General features: G+C 61.7%; 18 protein-coding genes and 1 riboswitch. Of the genes, 6 read left to right on the top strand and 12 right to left on the bottom strand.

Annotated elements, in window-relative coordinates:
• Positions 1-74 precede the first annotated feature (74 nt).
• The 5 genes from parE to nudF are packed head-to-tail and all read right to left on the bottom strand — an operon-like array spanning position 75 to position 4513.
• Positions 75-1970 (bottom strand): DNA topoisomerase IV subunit B, encoded by a 1896-nt coding sequence (gene parE, locus AWX27_RS20735; protein ID WP_025304305.1) that lies wholly within the window; start codon positions 1968-1970, stop codon positions 75-77.
• Positions 1971-2016: 46 nt separating this feature from the next.
• Entirely contained in the window at positions 2017-2601 is a 585-nt protein-coding gene (yqiA, locus tag AWX27_RS20730; protein WP_038879469.1) for an esterase YqiA, read from the bottom strand.
• Complete coding sequence (cpdA, locus tag AWX27_RS20725; RefSeq protein WP_033636061.1) at positions 2601-3428, bottom strand: 3',5'-cyclic-AMP phosphodiesterase; 828 nt, start codon at positions 3426-3428, stop codon at positions 2601-2603. The genes yqiA and cpdA overlap by 1 nt, the downstream gene beginning before the upstream one ends.
• A gap of 27 nt (positions 3429-3455) precedes the next feature.
• Positions 3456-3881: a DUF1249 family protein gene (locus AWX27_RS20720; protein ID WP_004937244.1), complete on the bottom strand. Its 426-nt coding sequence runs from the start codon at positions 3879-3881 to the stop codon at positions 3456-3458.
• Positions 3881-4513, bottom strand: coding sequence for an ADP-ribose diphosphatase (nudF, locus tag AWX27_RS20715; RefSeq protein ID WP_004937242.1), 633 nt, complete (start codon positions 4511-4513; stop codon positions 3881-3883). The genes AWX27_RS20720 and nudF overlap by 1 nt, the downstream gene beginning before the upstream one ends.
• Positions 4514-4859: 346 nt before the next feature.
• On the opposite strand from nudF, the gene tolC reads away from it, so the two are divergent.
• Positions 4860-6374: an outer membrane channel protein TolC gene (gene tolC, locus AWX27_RS20710; protein WP_060424764.1), complete on the top strand. Its 1515-nt coding sequence runs from the start codon at positions 4860-4862 to the stop codon at positions 6372-6374.
• 150 nt (positions 6375-6524) lie between these two features.
• Complete coding sequence (dhaR, locus tag AWX27_RS20705; RefSeq protein ID WP_060424762.1) at positions 6525-8474, top strand: dihydroxyacetone kinase operon transcriptional regulator DhaR; 1950 nt, start codon at positions 6525-6527, stop codon at positions 8472-8474.
• Here dhaR and dhaM read toward each other — a convergent pair.
• From dhaM to AWX27_RS20685, 4 genes are read right to left on the bottom strand one after another with little or no spacing between them, the layout of a single operon-like run.
• Positions 8471-9901 (bottom strand): dihydroxyacetone kinase phosphoryl donor subunit DhaM, encoded by a 1431-nt coding sequence (dhaM, locus tag AWX27_RS20700; protein WP_060424760.1) that lies wholly within the window; start codon positions 9899-9901, stop codon positions 8471-8473. The genes dhaR and dhaM overlap by 4 nt on opposite strands.
• A gap of 17 nt (positions 9902-9918) precedes the next feature.
• Positions 9919-10551 carry a dihydroxyacetone kinase subunit DhaL gene (gene dhaL, locus AWX27_RS20695; protein WP_060424757.1) on the bottom strand — a complete coding sequence of 211 codons (633 nt, stop codon included), beginning with the start codon at positions 10549-10551 and terminating at the stop codon, positions 9919-9921.
• A 9-nt stretch (positions 10552-10560) separates the two neighbouring features.
• On the bottom strand, positions 10561-11631 hold the full coding sequence (dhaK, locus tag AWX27_RS20690; RefSeq protein WP_060424756.1) for a dihydroxyacetone kinase subunit DhaK: 1071 nt from the start codon (positions 11629-11631) through the stop codon (positions 10561-10563).
• A 51-nt stretch (positions 11632-11682) separates the two neighbouring features.
• Positions 11683-12783 (bottom strand): glycerol dehydrogenase, encoded by a 1101-nt coding sequence (locus AWX27_RS20685; RefSeq protein ID WP_060424753.1) that lies wholly within the window; start codon positions 12781-12783, stop codon positions 11683-11685.
• 353 nt (positions 12784-13136) lie between these two features.
• Here AWX27_RS20685 and AWX27_RS20680 point away from each other — a divergent pair, with 353 nt between their 5' ends.
• Positions 13137-13805 (top strand): DUF1190 family protein, encoded by a 669-nt coding sequence (locus AWX27_RS20680; protein ID WP_033644601.1) that lies wholly within the window; start codon positions 13137-13139, stop codon positions 13803-13805.
• A 3-nt stretch (positions 13806-13808) separates the two neighbouring features.
• Positions 13809-14969: a glutathionylspermidine synthase family protein gene (locus AWX27_RS20675; RefSeq protein ID WP_060424751.1), complete on the top strand. Its 1161-nt coding sequence runs from the start codon at positions 13809-13811 to the stop codon at positions 14967-14969.
• A 47-nt stretch (positions 14970-15016) separates the two neighbouring features.
• On the opposite strand, the gene ygiD is transcribed toward AWX27_RS20675, so the two are convergent.
• Positions 15017-15799 (bottom strand): 4,5-DOPA-extradiol-dioxygenase, encoded by a 783-nt coding sequence (gene ygiD, locus AWX27_RS20670; protein WP_033636069.1) that lies wholly within the window; start codon positions 15797-15799, stop codon positions 15017-15019.
• A gap of 322 nt (positions 15800-16121) precedes the next feature.
• On the opposite strand from ygiD, the gene AWX27_RS20665 reads away from it, so the two are divergent.
• A complete protein-coding gene (locus AWX27_RS20665) occupies positions 16122-17654 on the top strand; it encodes an alkaline phosphatase (RefSeq protein WP_060424748.1) in 1533 nt (510 codons plus the stop codon).
• 52 nt (positions 17655-17706) lie between these two features.
• Here AWX27_RS20665 and ribB read toward each other — a convergent pair whose 3' ends face one another.
• Complete coding sequence (gene ribB / locus AWX27_RS20660) at positions 17707-18360, bottom strand: 3,4-dihydroxy-2-butanone-4-phosphate synthase (RefSeq protein ID WP_033636071.1); 654 nt, start codon at positions 18358-18360, stop codon at positions 17707-17709.
• A 109-nt stretch (positions 18361-18469) separates the two neighbouring features.
• A riboswitch (FMN riboswitch) is annotated at positions 18470-18630 on the bottom strand.
• 145 nt (positions 18631-18775) lie between these two features.
• Here ribB and AWX27_RS20655 point away from each other — a divergent pair.
• Positions 18776-19051, top strand: a complete 276-nt coding sequence (locus tag AWX27_RS20655) for a ubiquinone biosynthesis accessory factor UbiK (RefSeq protein WP_004937216.1) — start codon at positions 18776-18778, stop codon at positions 19049-19051.
• 52 nt (positions 19052-19103) lie between these two features.
• Here AWX27_RS20655 and hldE read toward each other — a convergent pair whose 3' ends face one another.
• Positions 19104-20534: a bifunctional D-glycero-beta-D-manno-heptose-7-phosphate kinase/D-glycero-beta-D-manno-heptose 1-phosphate adenylyltransferase HldE gene (hldE, locus tag AWX27_RS20650; protein ID WP_019453075.1), complete on the bottom strand. Its 1431-nt coding sequence runs from the start codon at positions 20532-20534 to the stop codon at positions 19104-19106.
• Positions 20535-20575 lie beyond the last annotated feature (41 nt).

Genomic DNA, 20575 nt, shown 5'->3' with positions numbered 1-20575 from the left:
CCCAGGTTGACGGGCGCCGCATGCAACGCCCTGCGGGAAAGCAGGCCCAGCGTTTCACCGGGCCAGGGTCAGGCTCAGACCGCCAGTTCGGCCATGTCGCCCTTGTCTTGCAGCCAGTTGCGGCGATCTTCCGAACGCTTCTTGGCCAACAGCATGTCCATCACCGCCAGCGTCTGATCGACGTCATCCTCTGCCACCGTCAGTTGCACCAGACGGCGAGTGTTCGGATCGAGGGTGGTTTCGCGCAGCTGCAGCGGGTTCATCTCGCCCAGCCCTTTAAAGCGCTGTACGTTCGGCTTGCCCTTCTTGCGCTTCAGCTGTTCCAGCACGCCGGCTTTCTCTTCTTCATCCAGCGCGTAGAACACCTCTTTACCGAGATCGATACGGTACAGCGGCGGCATGGCGACATAGACATGGCCGCCTTTCACCAGCGAACGGAAGTGGCGCACGAACAGCGCGCACAGCAGCGTGGCGATGTGCAGGCCGTCGGAGTCCGCATCCGCCAGGATGCAGATTTTACCGTAGCGCAGCTGGCTGAGATCTTCGCTGTCCGGATCGATGCCGATCGCCACGGAAATGTCGTGCACTTCCTGCGAGGCCAGCACTTCGTCCGAGGAGACTTCCCAGGTATTCAGGATCTTGCCCTTGAGCGGCATGATCGCCTGATATTCGCGATCGCGCGCCTGCTTGGCCGATCCGCCCGCCGAGTCCCCTTCCACCAGGAACAGTTCGGTCATGGCCAGATCCTGCGAGGTGCAGTCCGCCAGCTTGCCCGGCAGCGCCGGCCCGCTGGTCAGCTTCTTGCGCACCACTTTCTTGGCGGCGCGCAGACGGCGCTGGGCGCTGGAGATCGCCAGCTCGGCCAGCTGTTCCGCCGCCTGAACGTTCTGGTTCAGCCACAGGCTGAAGGCGTCTTTCACCACGCCGGAAACGAAGGCCGCGCACTGGCGCGAGGAGAGACGCTCTTTGGTCTGCCCGGCGAACTGCGGATCCTGCATCTTCACCGACAGCACGTAGGCGCAGCGATCCCAGATATCCTCCGCCGACAGCTTCACGCCGCGCGGCAGAATATTGCGGAATTCGCAGAACTCGCGCATCGCGTCCAGCAGCCCCTGGCGCAGGCCGTTGACGTGGGTGCCGCCCTGCATGGTCGGGATCAGGTTGACGTAGCTTTCGGTCAGCAGCTCGCCGCCTTCCGGCAGCCACAGCAGCGCCCAGTCCACCGCTTCGGTGTCACCGGCGAAATTACCGACGAACGGCGCTTCCGGCAGGGTAATCAGGCCGTTGACCGCTTCCATCAGGTAGTCGGTCAGACCGTCCTGGTAGCACCAGCGCTGTTCGGTGTTGTTCACCTTGTCGATGAAATAGATCTCGACGCCGGGGCACAGCACCGCCTTGGCTTTCAGCAGGTGAGTCAGGCGCGATACCGAGAAGCGCGGGCTGTCGAAGAACTGTTCGTCCGGCCAGAAGTGCACGCTGGTGCCGGTATTGCGTTTGCCGCAGGTGCCGGTCACCGTCAGATCTTGCACCTTGTCGCCGTTTTCGAAGGCGATGCCGTAGACGTTGCCGTCGCGGCGCACGTTGACTTCCACCCGCTTCGACAGGGCGTTGACCACCGAGATCCCAACGCCGTGCAGGCCGCCGGAGAACTGGTAGTTTTTATTCGAGAATTTACCGCCGGCGTGCAGCCGGCACAGGATCAACTCAACCGCCGGCACGCCCTCTTCCGGGTGGATGTCCACCGGCATGCCGCGGCCGTCGTCGATCACTTCCAGCGACTGATCGGCGTGCAGAATCACGTCGATACGCTTGGCGTGACCGGCCAACGCTTCGTCGACGCTGTTATCGATCACCTCTTGGCCGAGGTGGTTTGGGCGCGTCGTGTCGGTATACATGCCGGGACGACGGCGCACTGGTTCTAGACCGCTGAGTACTTCAATGGCATCAGCGTTATAGCTGGATTGAGTCATCGTTGATTATTTTTTCGTGGTTAAAGGGAGGTGCCGGAACGGTCCGTCAGACCGCGTTTAGCCCTAAAAAATCCACAATCTGGGGGAAGTAGTGCTCGAAACCGACGAAGGCGTGGTTTCCACCCGACTCCACCGTTTGCCGACACGCGGTGTAATACGCCACTGCCTGGCCGTAATCGAGAATTTCATCGCCCGTTTGCTGCAGCAGCCAGATTAAATCCGGCGACTCCAAGGGATCGATCTGCATCACTTTCAGATCGTAAACGTGACGAGACTCTAACACATATTGCTGGCCGGTGTAGGGGTTCTCGTTGGCGCCGAGATAGTCGACCAGCAGCTCAAACGGCTTGACCGCCGGGTTGACCACCACCGCCGGCAGCGAAAAACACTGCGACAGCCAGGTGGCGTAATAGCCGCCGAGCGAAGAGCCGACCAACCCGAGCGTTTGGCCGGCGCGCTCCAGCACCAGATTCTCCAGCATCTCGGCGGCCTCCGCCGGAAAAGCCGGCAGCTGCGGCACCAGCATCTGGATATCGGGATGGTGCTCAGCCAGCCAGGCCTTGAAGGCCACCGCCTTGGCCGACTGCGGCGAGCTGTTGAAACCGTGCAGGTAGAGCAGTGTCGAAGGCATCAGTATCCATCCGAGTCCATATCGGGGCGGAAATCGTCGTTTTCCAGGCGGAACACCTGCGTCTCGACGCGGCCATCCGGCAACAGATCGAGGTAGCGCCAGCCGGGGGAGACGTCGTCGATGGTGAAGTTCGTGCAGTGCGGCTTGAATTGCACGCAGGTCGAGGGCGTCGCCAACAGGCGCCGGCCCTGCCATTCCAGATCCAGATCCTGGTGAATGTGCCCGCACACTACGGTATTCACTTTCGGATAACGCAGCAGGATCGCACCCAGCATATGCGGGTTGCGCAGGCTGTGCTGATCGAGCCAGGTACAGCCGGAAGGCAGCGGATGATGGTGCAGCAGCAACAGCGTATAGCGCTCGGGGTGAGCCTGCAGGCAGCGCTCCATCCATTCGAGCTGGTATTCGCTCAATTCGCCGTGCGGTACGCCGAACACCTGGCTATCCAACATCAGCACTTGCCAGCTGTCGCCCAGCAGCACCTGTTTGGAAGGCGCGATACCGGCGGCGGCCAACGCGTCGACCATCGCCGGTTGAAAATCGTGGTTACCCGGCAGCCACACGCAGGGGGCCGGCAGTTGCGCGATGCCGGCGGCGAAGTGGCGGTACGCCTCCTGCGAATGATCCTGCGCCAAATCTCCCGTGGCGACGATCAAGTCGACATCGCGGCGCTGCGCCTGGATGGCGTCCAGCACCGCGTGATAGCTGCGATAGGTATTGATGCCGAGCAACGTCTCGTGTTCGCCGGCAAAAAGGTGGGTATCTGTTATTTGTAGAATCCTGACCGCGGCCCCACTCGCCACGGGCAGTTTAAACAGGCTTTCCAAATGGTGTCCTTTGTTATTTCAGTCTGTCTAACAAACCGGAACCGCCATCGCTCCATGCGCCAAACAGTAGCGCAGCCAATCAGCAAGAAACTGGTTAATTTGATGCTTTTCGTCGCGTTGATGCAACTTTTTATTAGGATAATCATAACGCGCTTTAAAGCGGTAGATCTGCTGACTGGAACACACTTCCGCAACCATGGCGTCATGGTACAGCCGCACCGTCATCGCGGGCAGGCTCCAGTAGCTGACCGCCGGAAAGATCTGCTCGATCTCCACCAGCGACGTGTAACGCGTGGACTCAACGATGGTCAAACGATAGCCGGCGCCGTTCACCTGATAAGTCACCGTTTCGCCCGCTTCGTCGTTGCGCGGCAACAAGCGGCGCAATTGCGCGAAGTTGGTTTCGCACAATCTCATCATTTCGGGGAAATCAGGGGTATAGCGCTGTTTCATTAGTTGGCCCACTCTTTTCTCAACGATTCATGGTGCAACGCCAGCCATTGCAATGCAATCACTGATGCGGCGTTATCGATCGCGCCCTCCTCCACCCAGCGGTAAGCCTGCTCGCGGCTGACCACGTGGACGCGGATATCCTCATGTTCTTCCGCCAGGCCATGGATGCCTTCGGCGGTGCCGGCGTCTACCTCGCCGACCATGATCGACAGACGTTCGCTGGTGCCCCCCGGGCTGGCCAGATAGCTCAGCACCGGCTTGCAGCGCCCGACCACCACGCCGGCCTCTTCCTGCGCTTCGCGGCGGCACACGTCTTCGACGCTTTCGCCGGTTTCGATCATACCCGCCACCATTTCCAGCAGCCAGGGCGAATTACTGGTATCGACCGCGGCGATGCGCAGTTGTTCAATCAGTACCACTTCGTCGCGCACCGGATCGTAGGGCAGCAGCACCGCCGCATGGCCGCGCTCGAAAATTTCACGCGTGATTTCAGGACTCATTTCACCATTGAACAAGCGATGGCGAAACCGGTATAAATTGAGTGAAAAAAAACCACGATACAGCGTCTCGCGTGCAATAATTTCTACATCTTTTTTATCGAAAGTGACGGGTGACGGCTGCGAACGGTTCATGTGCGAATTCTCCTGCGTAGTATGCCGATAAAATAAACGGTTTTGATGACAGAAACAGTGGGACTCTCCGCCGCGGCTTTATGTTAGGCTGTTTTTCGCCGCCGGATGCGGCACGTTTGTGCGCTCGCATGTAATAGTGGGAAACAATCCGGATTGTCAGCCATAATATCAGCTGCAGCCGACCCGGGCAGTTTGCCAAGGTAAATGGGCGGTCTGGAAGGTAAAAGTTACGCGAGATGGCACATTCAGCCACCTGATGCGTACCGCAGACTCTGCTAGAATCGGCAACTATTTCGTCTATCGTCAGCGCTAACATAGCAATATTGCTGCACAACAAGGAATGCAAATGAAGAAACTGCTCCCCCTTCTTATCGGACTGAGCCTGGGCGGCTTCAGTGCAATGAGCCAGGCAGAGAACCTGCTGCAGGTCTACAAACAGGCCAGGGAAAGTAACCCGGATCTGCGCAAAAGTGCTGCTGACCGCGACGCCGCATTCGAAAAGATCAATGAAGCGCGCAGCCCGCTGCTGCCGCAGCTCGGCCTGAGCGCCGGTTACAACTACAACAACGGCTATCGCGACAGCAACGGCGTCAACAGCAATGTCACCAGCGCTTCGCTCGGCCTGACGCAAACCATCTTCGACATGTCGAAATGGCGTGCGCTGACGCTGCAGGAAAAGACCGCCGGCATCTCCGACGTGACCTTCCAGACCGCGGAACAGCAGCTGATCCTCAACACCGCCACCGCCTATTTCAACGTGCTGAGCGCCATTGACACGCTCTCTTATACCCAGGCGAACAAACAAGCGGTTTACCGCACGCTGGATCAAACCACCCAGCGCTTCAACGTAGGCCTGGTGGCGATCACCGACGTGCAGAACGCCCGTTCCGCCTACGATACCGTGCTGGCGGCCGAAGTCACCGCCCGCAACAACCTGGACAACGCGCTGGAATCGCTGCGCCAGATCACCGGCACCTTCTATCCTGAGCTGGCCTCGCTGAATACCGATCGCTTCAATACCCAGCGCCCGGAAGCGGTGAACAACCTGCTGAAAGAAGCGGAAGCGCGTAACCTGAGCCTGCTGTCTGCCCGTCTGAGCCAGGACCTGGCGCGCGAGCAGATCCGTTCTGCGCAGACCGGTTACATGCCAACGGTCAACCTGAATGCGTCGACCGGGATCACCAATACCCGTTACAACGGTTCTGCGACTCACGACACCCTGAGTTCAAACTCCTTCAGAAACTCTGACGCCGGTCAGAACCAGGTTGGCGTTTCGATCAGCCTGCCGCTGTACAGCGGCGGCGCAACCAACTCGCAGGTGGAACAGGCGCAGTACGGCTTCGTCGGCGCCAGCGAGCAGCTGGAAAGCGCCCACCGCGGCGTAGTGCAGACCGTGCGTTCGTCGTTCAACAACGTCAACGCCTCGATCAGCAGCATCAACGCCTACAAACAGGCAGTGATCTCCGCGCAGAGCTCGTTGGATGCGATGGAAGCCGGTTATCAGGTCGGTACCCGCACCATCGTCGACGTACTGAACGCCACCAGTACCCTGTATAACGCCAAGCAGCAGCTTTCCAGCGCGCGTTATACCTACCTGATCAACCAGCTGAACATCAAGTCGGCGCTCGGCACGCTGAACCAGAACGATCTGCTGACGCTGAACGGCGCACTGGGCAAACCGGTGTCGACCGCGCCTGACGCCGTCGCGCCGCAGAACCGCTCTCAGGACGCCTACGCGGACGGCTACCAGGACAACGCGCCGATGCAACAGGTCGCCGCGCCGGCACCAAGCGCCACACGCGCTGCGGCACCGGCCGTCAGCCAACCGGCACGCAACAGCGGCAACCCATTCCGCAACTGATGCGCGCGCGTTGATAAACACGGGGTCCGGCCTGCGCCGCGCCCCGTTTTTTTTGCCCCGATTTCCCCACTTCTGCCCGCCGCCTCACAGCCGTCGCTGCCTCAGGTGGTATCATCGTCACTCTCGTTTTCGCAGTCTGGATGAGGTTCGATGGACAACGATTCACGCTGGCAGCGCTTGATTAACGACGGCGAACTGCCGCCGCCGCTGCGCCCGGCACAGGCGATTTACGCCTCCTGGCTACGCTGCCGCAGCCTGATGCAGCCCGACGTTTGGCAGGCACCGCACCGCGCTCAGGGCGCCACCTTCGAATCGATTTGCCGCCGCAAGAACGACCTGCTGACGCTCGGCCAGGCGGCGCTGGAAGACGCCTGCGAATACATGGAGCCACGGCGTTGCCTGTTGATGATCCTCGACGAGAGCGGCTGCATGCTGTGGCGCTGCGGCGACGCCAAAACCTGGGAGCTGTTGCAGCCATTGGGGTTCGCCCCCGGCGCTTACTGGGCCGAGGGGCAGATCGGCACCAACGCCCCGGCGCTGGCGGCGGCGGAAGGCCACCCGGTGCGAGTGAGCGGCGAGGAGCACGTGCGCCGGGCGCTGCACGGCTGGTCGTTCTGCGCGACGCCGGTCTACGACAACAGCGGCCGCCAACGCGGCTCGATCGCGCTGGGCTGCCTGCTGGCCGACTGCGCCGCCGGCGATCTGTCGCTGACGCTGGCCATCGCCCGCGAAATCGGCAATTCGCTGAACGCCGACGGCCTGCTGGCGGAATCCAACCGCCATCTGAATCAGCTTTACGGCCTGCTGGACGGCGTGGACGACGGCGTTATGGCCTGGGATCACCGTGGCTACCTGCAATACATTAACCAACGCGCCGCCGGCTTGTTGAAGCTGGACGAGCAGCAGAGCCAGGGCAAACCGCTGGCGCAGCTGCTGACGCTGCCCGCCCTGCTCAAGCGCGCCATCGCCGACCGGCAGCCGCTGCAACACGTCGAAGTCACCTTCGAAAGCCAGCGGCAGTTTATCGCCGCCTTGCTGACGCTCAAGCCGATTTTCGACGGCGAACGCTGCAGTTTCATCGCCCTGCTGCACCCGCTCGAGCGGCTGCGCCAGTACGTCAGCAGCCAGCTGGGGCGAGTCAGCCACAGCTTTGAGCAGATGCCCTCCGCCTCGCTGGAGATGCGGCGGCTGATCCGTTACGGACAGCAGGCGGCCAAGGGCCAGCATCCAATCCTGCTGCGCGGAGAGGAAGGGGTCGGCAAAGAGCGTCTCAGCCAGGCTATCCACAACGCCGGCGAACGCGCCGCCGGGCCGTATATCGCCCTCAACTGCCAGCTGCTGCCGCAGGCACAGGGGTTGCGTGAGCTGCTGGGCAGCGACGCCAGCGAAGAAGAGGCCGGCCAGCTGAGCAAATTCGAATTGGCCAACGGCGGCACGCTGTATCTCGAACAGATCGAATACCTGCCGGCGGAGATGCAGTCGGCGTTGCTGCAGGTGCTGAAAACCGGCGTGGTGATCCGCCTCAATTCCAGCCGGGTGATCCCGGTCGATGTGCGGGTGATCGCCGGCAGCGCCGCCGATCTGCCGCTGCTGGTGCAGCAAAACCGCTTCCGCCGCCAGCTGTTTTACAGCCTGCAAGCCTTCGAGATCCAGATCCCGCCGCTGCGCCAGCGGCTGAGCGATATTCCGCTGCTGGTCAAACACCATCTGCGCGCGCTGGAGCAACACTTTCAGTGTCGCTTTCGGGTGGATGACGAAGTGATGGCCCAGCTGGCGTTCTACCTGTGGCCCGGCAACGATTTGGAACTGAAAGGAGTGGTGGAGCGCGCGGCGATGATCTGCCACGGCCACCACATCCAGTTAGCAGATTTGCCGGCGCACCTGCTCGGCCAGCCGTCGCTGCTGGAGAGCGATCCGCAGCCCGGCGCGCCGCTGTTGACGCTGACGGACATGGAGCGCCAGGCGATCCTCCGCGCGGCGACCGTCAGCCGAGGTCAGCTGACGGAGATGGCGCAGCTGCTGGGCATCGGCCGCACCACCCTGTGGCGGAAGATCAAACAACACGGGATCGATATCCGCCAGTTCAAGCTACGTGCCTAGTGGCTGAGCTGCAACACCCCGCGCGCGGCGTCCAGCATCGCCTTCTGCCCGCTGCGGGTTTTGCTCAGGCAATCCTGCATGCCAACCACCATCGGAATGCCCATCGCCTTCGCCAGAATGGCGCTGTGCGACAGGGCATTGCCACCGCTGAGGCAGATGCCGAGCACCAGCCGCCTGTCGAGCATCACCACTTCTGAAGGCATCAGCTCGTCCATCACCAGTATCGACGGCTCTGCCAGCGCGATGGCCGGCAGCGGCAGCCCCTGCAGATGGCACTGCGTGCGGCGCAGCATGTCGCGCACGTCCAGTTCACGCGCCCGCATGTAGTCGTCATCCAGTTCGCGGTACTCTTCGGCGATCGCTTCCAGCACCTGCCGCCAGGCCTGTTCGGCGCAGCACAGCTGTTGCGCAATGCGGGTGTAAGCCGCCTGCTGCAGATCCGGATCGTCCAACAGCATGCTGTGGGCGCCGAAGATCGCCGCCTGCGGCTTGCCGATCAGCGTACCGGTACGTTCCGCCAGCCGGTTCAGATCGCTCAGGGTGTGCTGCAGCGCCTCCCGCAGGCGTTGCTGTTCGCCCAACACCTCGTCCGCGCCGATCCGTCGATCGACGGTTGACGGCCAGAAGCTGTGGGCCTGGAACACCGGCCCGCTGGTGACGCTTTCCGCCACCGGGATACCGTGCAGCGAAGGCTGCTGCCGCTCGGAAACCGTCTCGCCGAAATGTTGCTCCGCCAGCGCTTTAAACGCCGCCAGCGCTTCGTCCGCCTGCGCGCCGTCGGCGATCAGGCGAATGGTGTCGCCGTGGCGCACTTGCAGCAGCGCCAGCTGATTGAGGCTGCGCGGATCGACGCACTGCCCCTGCTTTTCCAGCACCAGCTCGGCCTTGAACGGCGCTAACGTCTCAACCAACCGCGCAGCCGGGCGCGCATGCAGCCCATGCGGGTTTTGCACCGTCCAGGCTGCGCTTTTGCCCTGCGCCAGCGGCAAAGCCGCGCTTTTCGCCGTAGATGTGGCCTCGCCCAGCTGCGCCTGTTTAGCCTGCAGCGCACCCTGCGCCTCCGCCACTACCTGCTCCAGCGAGGCGCCGGAGTTGGCGGCGACCACCGCCGCCAGCGTGCCTTCGACCAGCGGCGCCGCACACAGCCGCACTTTGGCGGCCAGGTCCGGGTCCAGCAGATCGAGCGCGGTTTCCGCGCTGAGCAGCGCGCTGCCCAGGTCCATCAGCACCAGAACGCCGTCGCCGTCGGCAACCGCTTCGATCGCCTCCATCACTTTGACCGCGTCGGTGCCGATCGGGTGCTGCTCGTCATCCACGCCCGCCGCCAGCGCCAGCTTGCAGCCATCGCCGCGCATCATCTGCCGCGCCAACTGCTCAACGCCGCGCGCCAGCAACGCGCTGTGCGAAACCACCACGATATTAATCATCTCGCCTCCTGCTACGGCTAACTACCGGCGACCTCGGCCAGCGTTTTCATCATCAGCATCACCGAAGTGGCGCCGGGATCCTGGTGGCCGATGCTGCGCTCGCCCAGGTAACTGGCCCGCCCCTTGCGCGCCTGCATGGTAATGGTGCTCTCCACCGCACGCTCGGCGCTGTCGGCGGCGCGCTGCAGCGCCTCCGACACGCTCAGATTCTGCTGCGCGGACTGGCCGAGGCTGTCCACCACCGGCCACCAGACGTCGCACATGGTTTTGTCGCCCGGCTCCGCCTTACCGCGCATCACCACGCCTTCCACCCCCTCCTGCATCATCTGCTGCAGCTCCGCCAGATCCAGGCTTTGCTTGGCGTTCGCCGCCTGCGCCGCGCGGATGAAGAAGGTGCCGAACAGCGGGCCGCTGGCGCCGCCCACGCTCGACAGCAGCGTCATGCCGGTATTTTTCAGAATGAAGCCGATATCTTTGTCCGCCACCGACGGCAGTTTTTCTACCACCTTGTTAAAACCGCGATTCATGTTCAAACCGTGGTCGGCATCGCCGATCTCGGTGTCCAACCGGGTCAGAAAATCGCGCTCCCGGCTGAACACCTCGCCGCAACGCATCAGCCAATCGACAACCTGTTGTTTGGTCAACGCCATGATTCCTCCTCAGCAACCCCAACGCAGCGCAGGCGTTTTCACCGGCGCATCCCACAAGGACAACAGCTCGTCGTCCACGTTCAACAGCGTGATGGACACGCCCTGCATATCGAGCGAGGTGCAATAAGAGCCCACCAGGTTGCGTTCGATAATGATGCCCGCCTCGGCGCAGCGTTCCGCCAATCGATGGTACACGCCATACAGCTCGGACAGCGGCGTGGCGCCCAGGTTGTTGACCAGCGCGATCGCCCGATCGCCGCGCGTCAGCGGCTGCTTGGTTTGCATCTCGTCGCGCCACTCGCCCTGCTGACGATCCCAGACGCGGATCGTGCGCTGATAGTGGCCGTGGTCGATCAGCGTATGGAACATGTCGTCCACCGCCGCGTTGAGCGTGGTGAACGGGCGGCGCGCAATGCCCGGCTCGCCGTGAATGCCGACGCCGAACTCCATTTCGTTCTCCGCCAGGGTGAACGACGGCTTGCCGGCGGCCGGCACGGTGCAAGCCCCCAGCGCGATGCCGATCGAATGCCCGTGGTTATTGATGCGATGCCCCAGCGTCACCACGCTGTCCAGATCGTCGCCGCGCGCCGCGGCGGCGCCCAGCAACTTCTCCATCAGCACGGTGTTGGCTACCCCACGCCGCCCGGCGGTAAACAGACTGTCTTTGACCGCCACGTCATCATCCACCAGCACCGTCGCCACCGCGACGCCGCTGTCGTGCAGCAGCTCGGTGGCGGTTTCGAAGTTGAGCACGTCGCCGGTGTAGTTCTTGATCAGCAGCAACACCCCGGCGCCGCCGTCGATCGCCTGGCCGCACTCGTACATTTTATCCGGCGTCGGCGAGGTAAAAATCTCGCCCGGACAGGCGCCGTCGAGCATCCCTTCGCCGACGAAACCGCAGTGCATCGGCTCATGGCCGCTGCCGCCGCCGGACAGGATCGCCACCTTGCCCGCCACCGGCGCGTCGGCGCGGGTCACGAACACCGGATCCGCGTGCACCAACAGCTCGGGATGGGCCTCCGCCAGCCCCTGCAACTGCTCTTCCAACACCGACTCGACCTGATTAATCAGTTTTTTCACGATGGTTTCCTCTGTAAGAACAGGGGCGCGGCGCACCGCGCCCCAAGGGTATCAATGACGCTGCAGCCAGGCGGCGCCCAGCCTATCCGCCGTCAGGATCGCCGCCTGCACGCCCGCTGGGGTGACCTTGAACGGCATGTTGTGAATGGTTTCGCCGGCGGCGCAGCTGGCCTCGGCCACCGCCATGATCTTCGCCGTCGCATCGCCGGTGACGCCCATCTGCGCCAGCGTGATCGGCAGGCCGATGCCATGGCAAAACGCCAGCACGGTTTCAATCTGCGCCATGGGGCTGTTCTGCAGCACCAGCTGTGCCAGGGTGCCGAACGCCACTTTCTCGCCGTGATACAGGTGGTGGCACTCCTCGAGCACGGTAAAACCGTTGTGAATGGCATGCGCCGCCGCCAGCCCGCTGCTCTCGAAGCCGATGCCGCTCAGATAGGTATTGGCCTCAATGATGCGCTCCACCGCTTCCGTCACCACGCCGGCCTCGACCGCCAGTTTGGCTTTTACCCCTTCCGCCAGCAGCGTGTCATAACACAGCCGCGCCAGGCTGAGCGCCGCCAGCGTCGATTTGCCGCCGGCCATGCTGGTGGCCTGGGCGTCGAAACAGGCCTGGGCTTCGAAATAGGTGGAGAGCGCGTCGCCCATGCCGGCCACCAGCAGGCGCACCGGCGCTTTGGCGATGATGGCGCTGTCCATCACCACCATGTCCGGGTTGCGCGGGTAAATCAGGTATTCGGCGAATTCGCCCTGTTCAGTGTAGAGGACCGACAGCGCGCTGGTCGGCGCATCGGTGGAGGCGATGGTGGGAATAAGCACCACCGGCAGCTGTTGGTAGTGCGCCACGGCCTTGGCGGTGTCGAGCGTCTTGCCGCCGCCGACGCCGATCACGCCGCGGCAGCCGTGAGCCTGCAGCTCATGGCCGAGCCGGTCTATCTCTTTGCGGCAGCATTCGCCGTTGAAGCGGGCCGCGTGATGTTTCACGCCGTGCTGCTGCAGGCTGCCCATCAGGGTGTCGCCCGCCAGCTGCATCACGAAGTCGTCGGCGATCACCAGGTAGTGATCGGCGAGGGATTTGGCGTATTCGCCGACGGCGGCCAGCGCATTGGCGCCCTGAATATATTTGCCTGGTGACTGGATGATTCTCAACATAACCGGATCCTTGTAGGGAGTTGGCGATGGTAACGTTCAGATATCAGGTGATGACGCGCCGACTTCGCCGCCGGCTTGTTGTTGTGCTTCGACTATGAGCGCCCGCCGCCCGCCTGGCGAGCCTCGCGATTTTTGTTCCATTATGGAACATCATCATAGCGACAACGTTTCATGATGAAACACCAACGCGCGTTTTTTCGCCGCGAAAGCGAACTGGCGCACACCCCAACGTATAACTGCGTAAAGAGTCGATTCTGCGGGCGTTTCAGCTTTAATTTTGACCATGTTTCCCCTATCCTTAGCGCCACTACTGGGAAAGGGCGAAAACAGCCCGCATGATGGGATTGATAACGATGAAACGGACAAAAAACATCAACCAAGAGACGTTCCGCAAATCCTGGCGCAGCTACCGTGTCGCGCCCGTGGCTTTGGCGATCAGCGCTGTCTTTATGCTGGCCGGCTGCGAGAAGAGCGATGAAACGGTCTCCCTGTATCAGAATGCCGATGACTGTTCGCGCGCCAATCCTTCGATGAGCGAGCAGTGCACCACCGCCTACAACAACGCCTTGAAAGAAGCGGCGAAAACCGCGCCGAAATACGCTACCCGCGAAGACTGCGTCGCCGAGTTCGGCGAAGCGCAGTGCACCCAGGCGCCGGCTCCGGCGCAGGCCGGCATGGCGGCGGAATCGCAAAGCAGCGGCAGCTTCTGGATGCCGCTGATGGCGGGCTACATGATGGGTCGCCTGATGGGCGGCTCCGGCTTCGCACAGCAGCCGCTGTTCACCTCCAAGAACGCCGCCAGCCCGGCGAACGGCAAGTTTGTCGACGCCAGCGGCAAGAGCTACGGCCCGGCCACCGCCGGCGGCCGCACCATGACGGTGCCGAAAACCGCCATGGCGCCGAAGCCTGCGGTCACCAACACCGTGACCCGCGGCGGCTTCGGCGAGACCGTGGCCAAGCAGACCAGCATGCAGCGCAGCAGCGCCACCTCCAACTCCGGCTCTCGCAGCATGGGCGGTTGATGCATGAAACGTATTGCTATTACCGAGCGCCCGGACTGGCGTGAAAAAGCGACCGAGTTCGGGTTCCGTTTCCACACCATGTACGGCGAGCCCTACTGGTGTGAAGACGCCTATTACCAGTTCACGCTGGCGCAGATTGAAGAGATCGAAAGCGCCACAGCGGAGCTGCACCAGATGTGCCTGCAGGTGGTAGAAAAAGTGGTCGGCAGCGACGAGCTGATGGCCAAGTTCTGCATCCCGAAACACACCTGGGAGTTCGTGCGCAGCTCCTGGCGCACCCACCAGCCGTCGCTGTACTCGCGTCTCGATCTGGCCTACGACGGCGTCAACCCGCCGAAGCTGCTGGAAAACAACGCCGATACGCCAACCTCGCTGTATGAGGCGGCCTTCTTCCAGTGGCTGTGGCTGGAAGACCAGATCAACGCCGGCAAGCTGGATCCGGAGTCGGATCAGTACAACAGCCTGCAGGAGAAGCTGATCGAGCGTTTCGCCGATCTGAAAGCGCATCACGGTTTTGGCCTGTTGCACCTGGCCTGCTGCCAGGACAGCGAGGAAGATCGCGGCACGGTGCAATATCTGCAGGACTGCGCGCAGGAAGCCGGTCTGCCGACCGAGTTTCTGTTCATGGAAGAGATTGGCCTCGGCGAGAAAGGCCAGTTTACCGATCTGCAGGATCAGGTGATCGGCAACCTGTTCAAGCTCTACCCGTGGGAATTCATGCTGCGCGAGATGTTCTCCACCAAGCTCGAAGACGCCGGCGTGCGCTGGCTGGAGCCGGCCTGGAAGAGCATCATCTCCAACAAAGCGCTGCTGCCGCTGCTGTGGGAAATGTTCCCGAACCACCCGAATCTGTTGCCGGCTTATTTCGCGCAAGACGATCATCCGCCGATGGATCATTACGTCACCAAACCGCTGTTCTCACGCGAAGGCGCCAATATCCAGATCGTCGAAAACGGTCAGGAAGTGGCGCGCGTCGATGGGCCATACGGCGAAGAGGGCATGATCGTGCAGCAGTTCCATCCGCTGCCGAAGTTCGAAGACAGCTACACGTTGATCGGCAGCTGGCTGGTGAACGATCAACCTTGCGGCATCGGTCTGCGCGAAGATCGCGAACTGATCACGCAGGATCTGTCGCGCTTCTACCCGCACACCATTCTCGGCTGATCGCCCCGCCGAAGACAAAAACGCCAGTCTCTGACTGGCGTTTTTCTTTACCCCACCTGCACCGACAGCATGCTCAGCGCCCCCATTTCGATACCGTCGATCGGCACGCTGATGGCCTCTTTTCCATCCCAACCGCCAAGCACGTACAGCAACGGCAGATAGTGTTCCGGCGTCGGATTCGACAGCGCCGCCCCCTCATGGCGCATGAAATCCACCAGCGGATGGTTATCACCCCGATAACGCAGGTTATCCCGGACAAAGTTATTGAACGATTCCGCCCACGGGTAGGCGCTGGTATCGCCCTGCCATTTCACCATGCGCAGGTTGTGCACCACGTTGCCGCTGGCGACAATCATCACCCCCTCATCGCGCAGCGCAGCGAGTTTGCGGCCCAGTTCATAGTGATAGGCCGCCGGCTGCGTGCCGTCGACGCTGAGCTGCACCACCGGGATGTCGGCATTGGGATACATCTTGATCAAGACGCCCCAGGTGCCGTGATCCAGCCCCCACTCGCCCAGATCGGCCGTTACCGGCACCGGCGCCAGCATTTGCTGCAGCTGCGCAGCCAGCGCGGGAGAGCCCGGCGCCGGATAACGGGTATCGAACAGCGCCTGCGGGAACCCGCCGAAGTCGTGAATGGTTTTGGGTTTTTCCATCGCGGTAACCGCAGTGCCGCGGGTATACCAATGTGCGGAAACCGCCACGATCGCCTTCGGGCGCGGCAATGACTCACCCAACGCACGCCATGCCCGGGTGTAACGATTGTCTTCCAGCACGTTCATCGGGCTACCGTGGCCAAGAAACAGTGCAGGCATACGAGAGGTGTTCATAGGGAGATCCTTAGTTCAAATTGTGCTATGCCGCTACATTACGCGCTTTGCCGCACCAACACAGCCGGATAACCGTGATGAAGATATTCAATAAATTTGAATTAAAAACGGAGGAATGCGCCGGCAGACAGAAAGATAAAAAATTTATATATTTCAATAAATTAATAACAAACATGAATGTCATGGCATTACTGCCACACAGATCCAATTTGTGAACAATTTATGTATTTTTTGTTAACACAATCTATACACTCCTCCTCTGCCGACGGGTGCCGACAGCCCCGCCGCGCAATGGGAATTACGTCTCACCAAGGAGGAATTCATGTTCAGACTCACACTGGCAACCCGCCTGGCGCTTTCCATGTCCTTATTCGCCGGCTGGACGGCAACCGCCGGCACAGCGGACAACGCGCAGCTGACGCAGCGCGAAGACCCTTACTTCCTTCAGGCGCAAGCTCAGCTGCAACAGCGGCTGAAACAGACGCCAAACACCAACCGCGCCAAAAACGTCATTCTGGTGGTCGGCGACGGCATGGGGTTTTCCACCGTGACCGCCGCCCGCATTTTTGAAGGGCAGCAGCGCGGCGTGGACGGCGAATCCAACGTGCTGGCCTGGGAGGCCTTCCCCTATCTGGCGGCGGCCAAAACCTACTCCGCCGACGCCCAAATCACCGACTCCGCGCCCAGCGCGGTGGCGATGACTACCGGCGTCAAAACCATCAACGATCTGATGGGCCTCAACCATACGGCTGCCCTCAATAATTGCGAGGACCAGCAAACCAAGGCCGTCACCACGCTGTGGGAGATGGCCGCAACGCTCGGCATGTCCACCGGCGCCGTGACGACCGCGACCATCACCCACGCCACGCCGGGCGCGACCTATGCCCATATCGCCAACCGCGATTGGGAATCCGACGCAAAAATGCCGGCAGCGGCCCTGGCCGCAGGCTGCCGCGACATCGCGCGCCAACTGGTGGAAATGAAGTACGGCAACGGCCTCAACGTGGCAATGGGCGGCGGGCGTGCCAACTTCCTGCCCGACAGCGTGAGCGATCCGGAATACCCCGGCAAGACAGGCGCCAGAAAGGATGGCCGCGATCTGACGCAGGCCTGGCTACAACGCTATGGCGAGCGAGGGCAATACGTATGGAATCAGGCGCAGTTCGACAAAATCGAGCCGGGTAAGGTCGACCACCTGTTGGCCCTGTTTGAGCCGTCGCACATGAACTTCGAGCACGATCGGCGGCAAGACGCGGCGGGAGAACCTTCGCTGGCGGAAATGACCGGCAAGGCCATCGATATTCTGGCCAAGAATCCCGAGGGCTACCTGCTGTTGGTGGAGGGGGGACGCATCGATCACGGCAGCCATAGCGGTAACGCCTACCGCACGCTGAGCGACGCGGTCGCCCTGAACGAAGCGGTGAAAACCATCGTCAATAAAGTCGATCTGAACGACACGCTGGTGGTGGTGACCGGCGATCACAGCCACACACTCACCATCGCCGGCTATGCCAAGCGGGGTAATCCTATCCTCGGTATTTCCGTGGGGGTCAACGGCAAACCGCTGCTGGGCAGCGACGGCAAGCCTTACACCACCGTCGGCTTCGCCAATGGCCCCGGCGGCACGATCCCACTGGCCGAGCGCCCGGCATTGACCATGGAGCAGGCCACCGCGCCCGACTTTATTCAGCCGGCGCTGGTCCCGCTGAAAAGCGAGACCCACGGCGGGGAAGATCTCGGCATCTACGCCATCGGCCCCTGGGCCCATCTGTTCCAGGGCACGGTGGAGGAGAACTACACCTTCCACGTGATGAATTACGCCAGCCGCATCGGCGAACGCCTGTCAGAACGGTAGATACAAAAAAGCCGCGTTACGCGGCTTTTTTATCGTTGAAAGCGGCCGGCTATCAGCTGGCTTTTTTCTCGTGCGCCTGGCGGTAGGCCACCAGATCTTCGATGGTCAGCACCACCATGTCGTGCTGTTTGGCGAAGGCGATCACTTCCGGCGCGTGCGCCATGCTGCCATCGTCATTGGTCAGTTCACACAGCACGCCGGCAGGTTTGAAACCGGCCATGGAAACCAGATCGATGGTCGCTTCGGTGTGGCCGCGACGGCTCAGCACGCCGCCCGGCTGCGCGCGCAGCGGGAACACGTGGCCCGGACGGTTCAGGTCGCTCGGCTTGGCGCTGTCTGCCACCGCCGCACGGATGGTGGTCAGGCGATCGGAAGCGGAAACCCCGGTGGTCACGCCCTGCGCCGCTTCAATGGTCACGGTGAAGGCGGTCTGGAATTGGCTGGAGTTGTTGGTCACCATCATCGGCAGCTCAAGCTGCTGACGGCGTTCTTCGGTGATGCACAGGCACACGATACCGCTGCCGTGGCGAATGGTCAGCGCCATCTGCTCAACGGTCATGGTTTCCGCGGCGAAGATCATGTCACCTTCGTTTTCACGGTTTTCATCATCGAGCACCATTACGCCGCGCCCGTTGCGCAGTGCGTCAATCGCGCGTTCAACGCGTTCTGTCGGCGTGCCGAAGTCTGAAAGTAGCGTCTGATTCATGGTAAAAAACCTCATTAAAAATTATGGATTACCAGAACCAGGGCGATCTTGAGGAGTAGCTAGCAATAGCTAAAAAAATAACGCAAGCGGGCGCAAGCCCGGCAGATACCGTTACTCTCTCCCATCCGGACTATAACCGTCGGCCCCGGAATTACACCGGATCTGCTGACCTCTAACCGGCCCTGACAGGCTGGCTGAGCGCTCGCGGGCTTTCACCGTAGAAGGTGATTTACCGCCGGTGGGGACTTTCACCCCGCCCTGAGAATAAGCAGGATGACTATAACGCTAATGGGTAGACAGGGCAATTGGCAAAAGCACAATTCGGCCACGCACGGCGAATGCGCTTAATGGTTTATCCGGCGGGCAACTCGCATTACACTAAGCGGCAGCTATTAAACTCTGAAAGGGATACGCCATGATTGACCCGAAAAAAATCGAACAAATCGCACGCCAGGTTCATGAGTCCATGCCTAAAGGCGTTCGTGAATTCGGGGAAGACGTTGAGAAAAAAATCCGTCAGGTCCTGCAGTCGCAACTGACCCGCCTGGATTTGGTTAACCGCGAAGAGTTCGACGTACAAACTCAGGTGCTGTTGCGCACCCGCGAGAAGCTGGCGCTGTTGGAACAGCGCATGGCCGAGCTGGAAAGCAAACTGAGCGCGGCACCGGCCGCCAAGCAGGAAGACGAATAAATTCCCGCCAAGGGCGCGCACCGCGCGCCCTTGTTCTTTAGGTCGCCCGGCGTTAGCCGCGCCCGTCTTTGATCGCTTTGATGATGTTGGTGGTCGACAGCCCGTCTTCAAAGTTCAGCACTTTGACATCGCCGCCGTTGGCCCACACTTCCGCACTGCCGGCAATCTCTTCCGGTTTGTAATCACCCCCTTTCACCAGCAGATCCGGCAGAATGTCGGCGATCAAGCGCTGCGGCGTATCCTCTTCGAACGGCACTACCCAATCCACCGCTTCCAGCGCGCCCAGCACGATCATGCGGTTCTCCAGCGCGTTGACCGGGCGTGTTTCCCCTTTCAGGCGCTTGGTCGAGGCGTCGCTGTTCACCGCCACGATCAGGCGATCGCCCAGCTTGCGGGCGTTGGCCAGATAAGAGACGTGGCCCGCATGCAGAATGTCGAAGATGCCGTTGGTCATCACCACTTTCTCGCCGCGCTGGCGCGCCTGCGCCACGGCGTGTTTCAACTGCGCTTCGGTCATCACGCCAAAGCCGGTTTCGGCCCGGCCGCGCACCGCGTTTTCCAGCTCGATGGGCGACACGGTGGAAGTACCGAGCTTGCCCACCACCACGCCGGCGGCGGCGTTGGCCAGGAAACAGGACTCTTCCAGCGAATTGCCGGCGGCCAGCGAGGCGGCCAGCACGCCGATCACGGTGTCACCGGCGCCGGTCACATCAAATACTTCCTGCGCCTGGGTCGGCAGGTGCAGCGGCTCAACGCCCGGCTGCAGCAGCGTCATGCCGTGTTCGGAACGGGTGACCAACAGCGCCGACAGCTCGAAATCCGCCACCAGCTTCATGCCGCGTTCCACCAGTTCCGCCTCATCCTTGCAGTGGCCCACCACCGCTTCGAACTCGGACAGGTTCGGCGTCAGCAGCGTCGCGCCGCGATAGCGCTCGAAGTCAGAGCCTTTCGGATCGATCAGCACCGGCACCTTGGCGGCGCGCGCCAGTTGGATCATGCCCTGCACCTGGCTGAGCGCGCCCTTGGCATAATCGGACAGCACCAGCGCGCCGATCTGCGGCAGCGCCTGCTGAATGCGCTCCAGCATCGGCTGCGGATCGACGTTGGAGAAGCCTTCTTCGAAGTCGAGACGGATCAGTTGCTGGTTGCGCGACAGCACGCGCAGCTTGGTGATGGTCGGATGGGTCGGCACCGAGACGAAGTCGCAGCGCACGTTGACTTCATTCAGCTTGGCGCTCAGCGCCCGCGCCGCATCGTCGATGCCGGTCAGGCCCACCAGACGGGAAGTTGCACCCAGCGAAGCGATGTTCATCGCCACGTTAGCCGCGCCGCCGGGACGCTCTTCGATGGTATCGACCTTGACCACCGGCACCGGGGCTTCCGGTGAAATGCGGCTGGTCGGCCCGTACCAATAGCGATCCAACATGACGTCACCGACCACCAGCACACCGGCGCGGCGAAAATCAGGCAGCGTAACTTTCATCCGATAACTCCAAAAAAGTACAAAATTTTAGTGGCGCAGAT

Source organism: Serratia sp. 2880STDY5682894 (assembly GCF_001537385.1).
In the GTDB taxonomy this organism is placed as follows: domain Bacteria; phylum Pseudomonadota; class Gammaproteobacteria; order Enterobacterales; family Enterobacteriaceae; genus Serratia; species Serratia nevei.
The sequence above is the reverse complement of the archived record's forward strand: the minus strand, read 5'-3'. Positions and strand labels throughout refer to the sequence as shown.

Coding starts and splice junctions, on each gene's coding strand:
- parE (WP_025304305.1), bottom strand. CDS start 1,970: ATGACTCAATCCAGCTATAACGCTGATGCCATTGAAGTACTCAGCGGT.
- yqiA (WP_038879469.1), bottom strand. CDS start 2,601: ATGCCTTCGACACTGCTCTACCTGCACGGTTTCAACAGCTCGCCGCAG.
- AWX27_RS20720 (WP_004937244.1), bottom strand. CDS start 3,881: ATGAAACAGCGCTATACCCCTGATTTCCCCGAAATGATGAGATTGTGC.
- nudF (WP_004937242.1), bottom strand. CDS start 4,513: ATGAACCGTTCGCAGCCGTCACCCGTCACTTTCGATAAAAAAGATGTA.
- tolC (WP_060424764.1), top strand. CDS start 4,860: ATGAAGAAACTGCTCCCCCTTCTTATCGGACTGAGCCTGGGCGGCTTC.
- dhaR (WP_060424762.1), top strand. CDS start 6,525: ATGGACAACGATTCACGCTGGCAGCGCTTGATTAACGACGGCGAACTG.
- dhaM (WP_060424760.1), bottom strand. CDS start 9,901: ATGATTAATATCGTGGTGGTTTCGCACAGCGCGTTGCTGGCGCGCGGC.
- dhaL (WP_060424757.1), bottom strand. CDS start 10,551: ATGGCGTTGACCAAACAACAGGTTGTCGATTGGCTGATGCGTTGCGGC.
- AWX27_RS20685 (WP_060424753.1), bottom strand. CDS start 12,783: ATGTTGAGAATCATCCAGTCACCAGGCAAATATATTCAGGGCGCCAAT.
- AWX27_RS20680 (WP_033644601.1), top strand. CDS start 13,137: ATGAAACGGACAAAAAACATCAACCAAGAGACGTTCCGCAAATCCTGG.
- AWX27_RS20675 (WP_060424751.1), top strand. CDS start 13,809: ATGAAACGTATTGCTATTACCGAGCGCCCGGACTGGCGTGAAAAAGCG.
- ygiD (WP_033636069.1), bottom strand. CDS start 15,799: ATGAACACCTCTCGTATGCCTGCACTGTTTCTTGGCCACGGTAGCCCG.
- AWX27_RS20665 (WP_060424748.1), top strand. CDS start 16,122: ATGTTCAGACTCACACTGGCAACCCGCCTGGCGCTTTCCATGTCCTTA.
- ribB (WP_033636071.1), bottom strand. CDS start 18,360: ATGAATCAGACGCTACTTTCAGACTTCGGCACGCCGACAGAACGCGTT.
- AWX27_RS20655 (WP_004937216.1), top strand. CDS start 18,776: ATGATTGACCCGAAAAAAATCGAACAAATCGCACGCCAGGTTCATGAG.
- hldE (WP_019453075.1), bottom strand. CDS start 20,534: ATGAAAGTTACGCTGCCTGATTTTCGCCGCGCCGGTGTGCTGGTGGTC.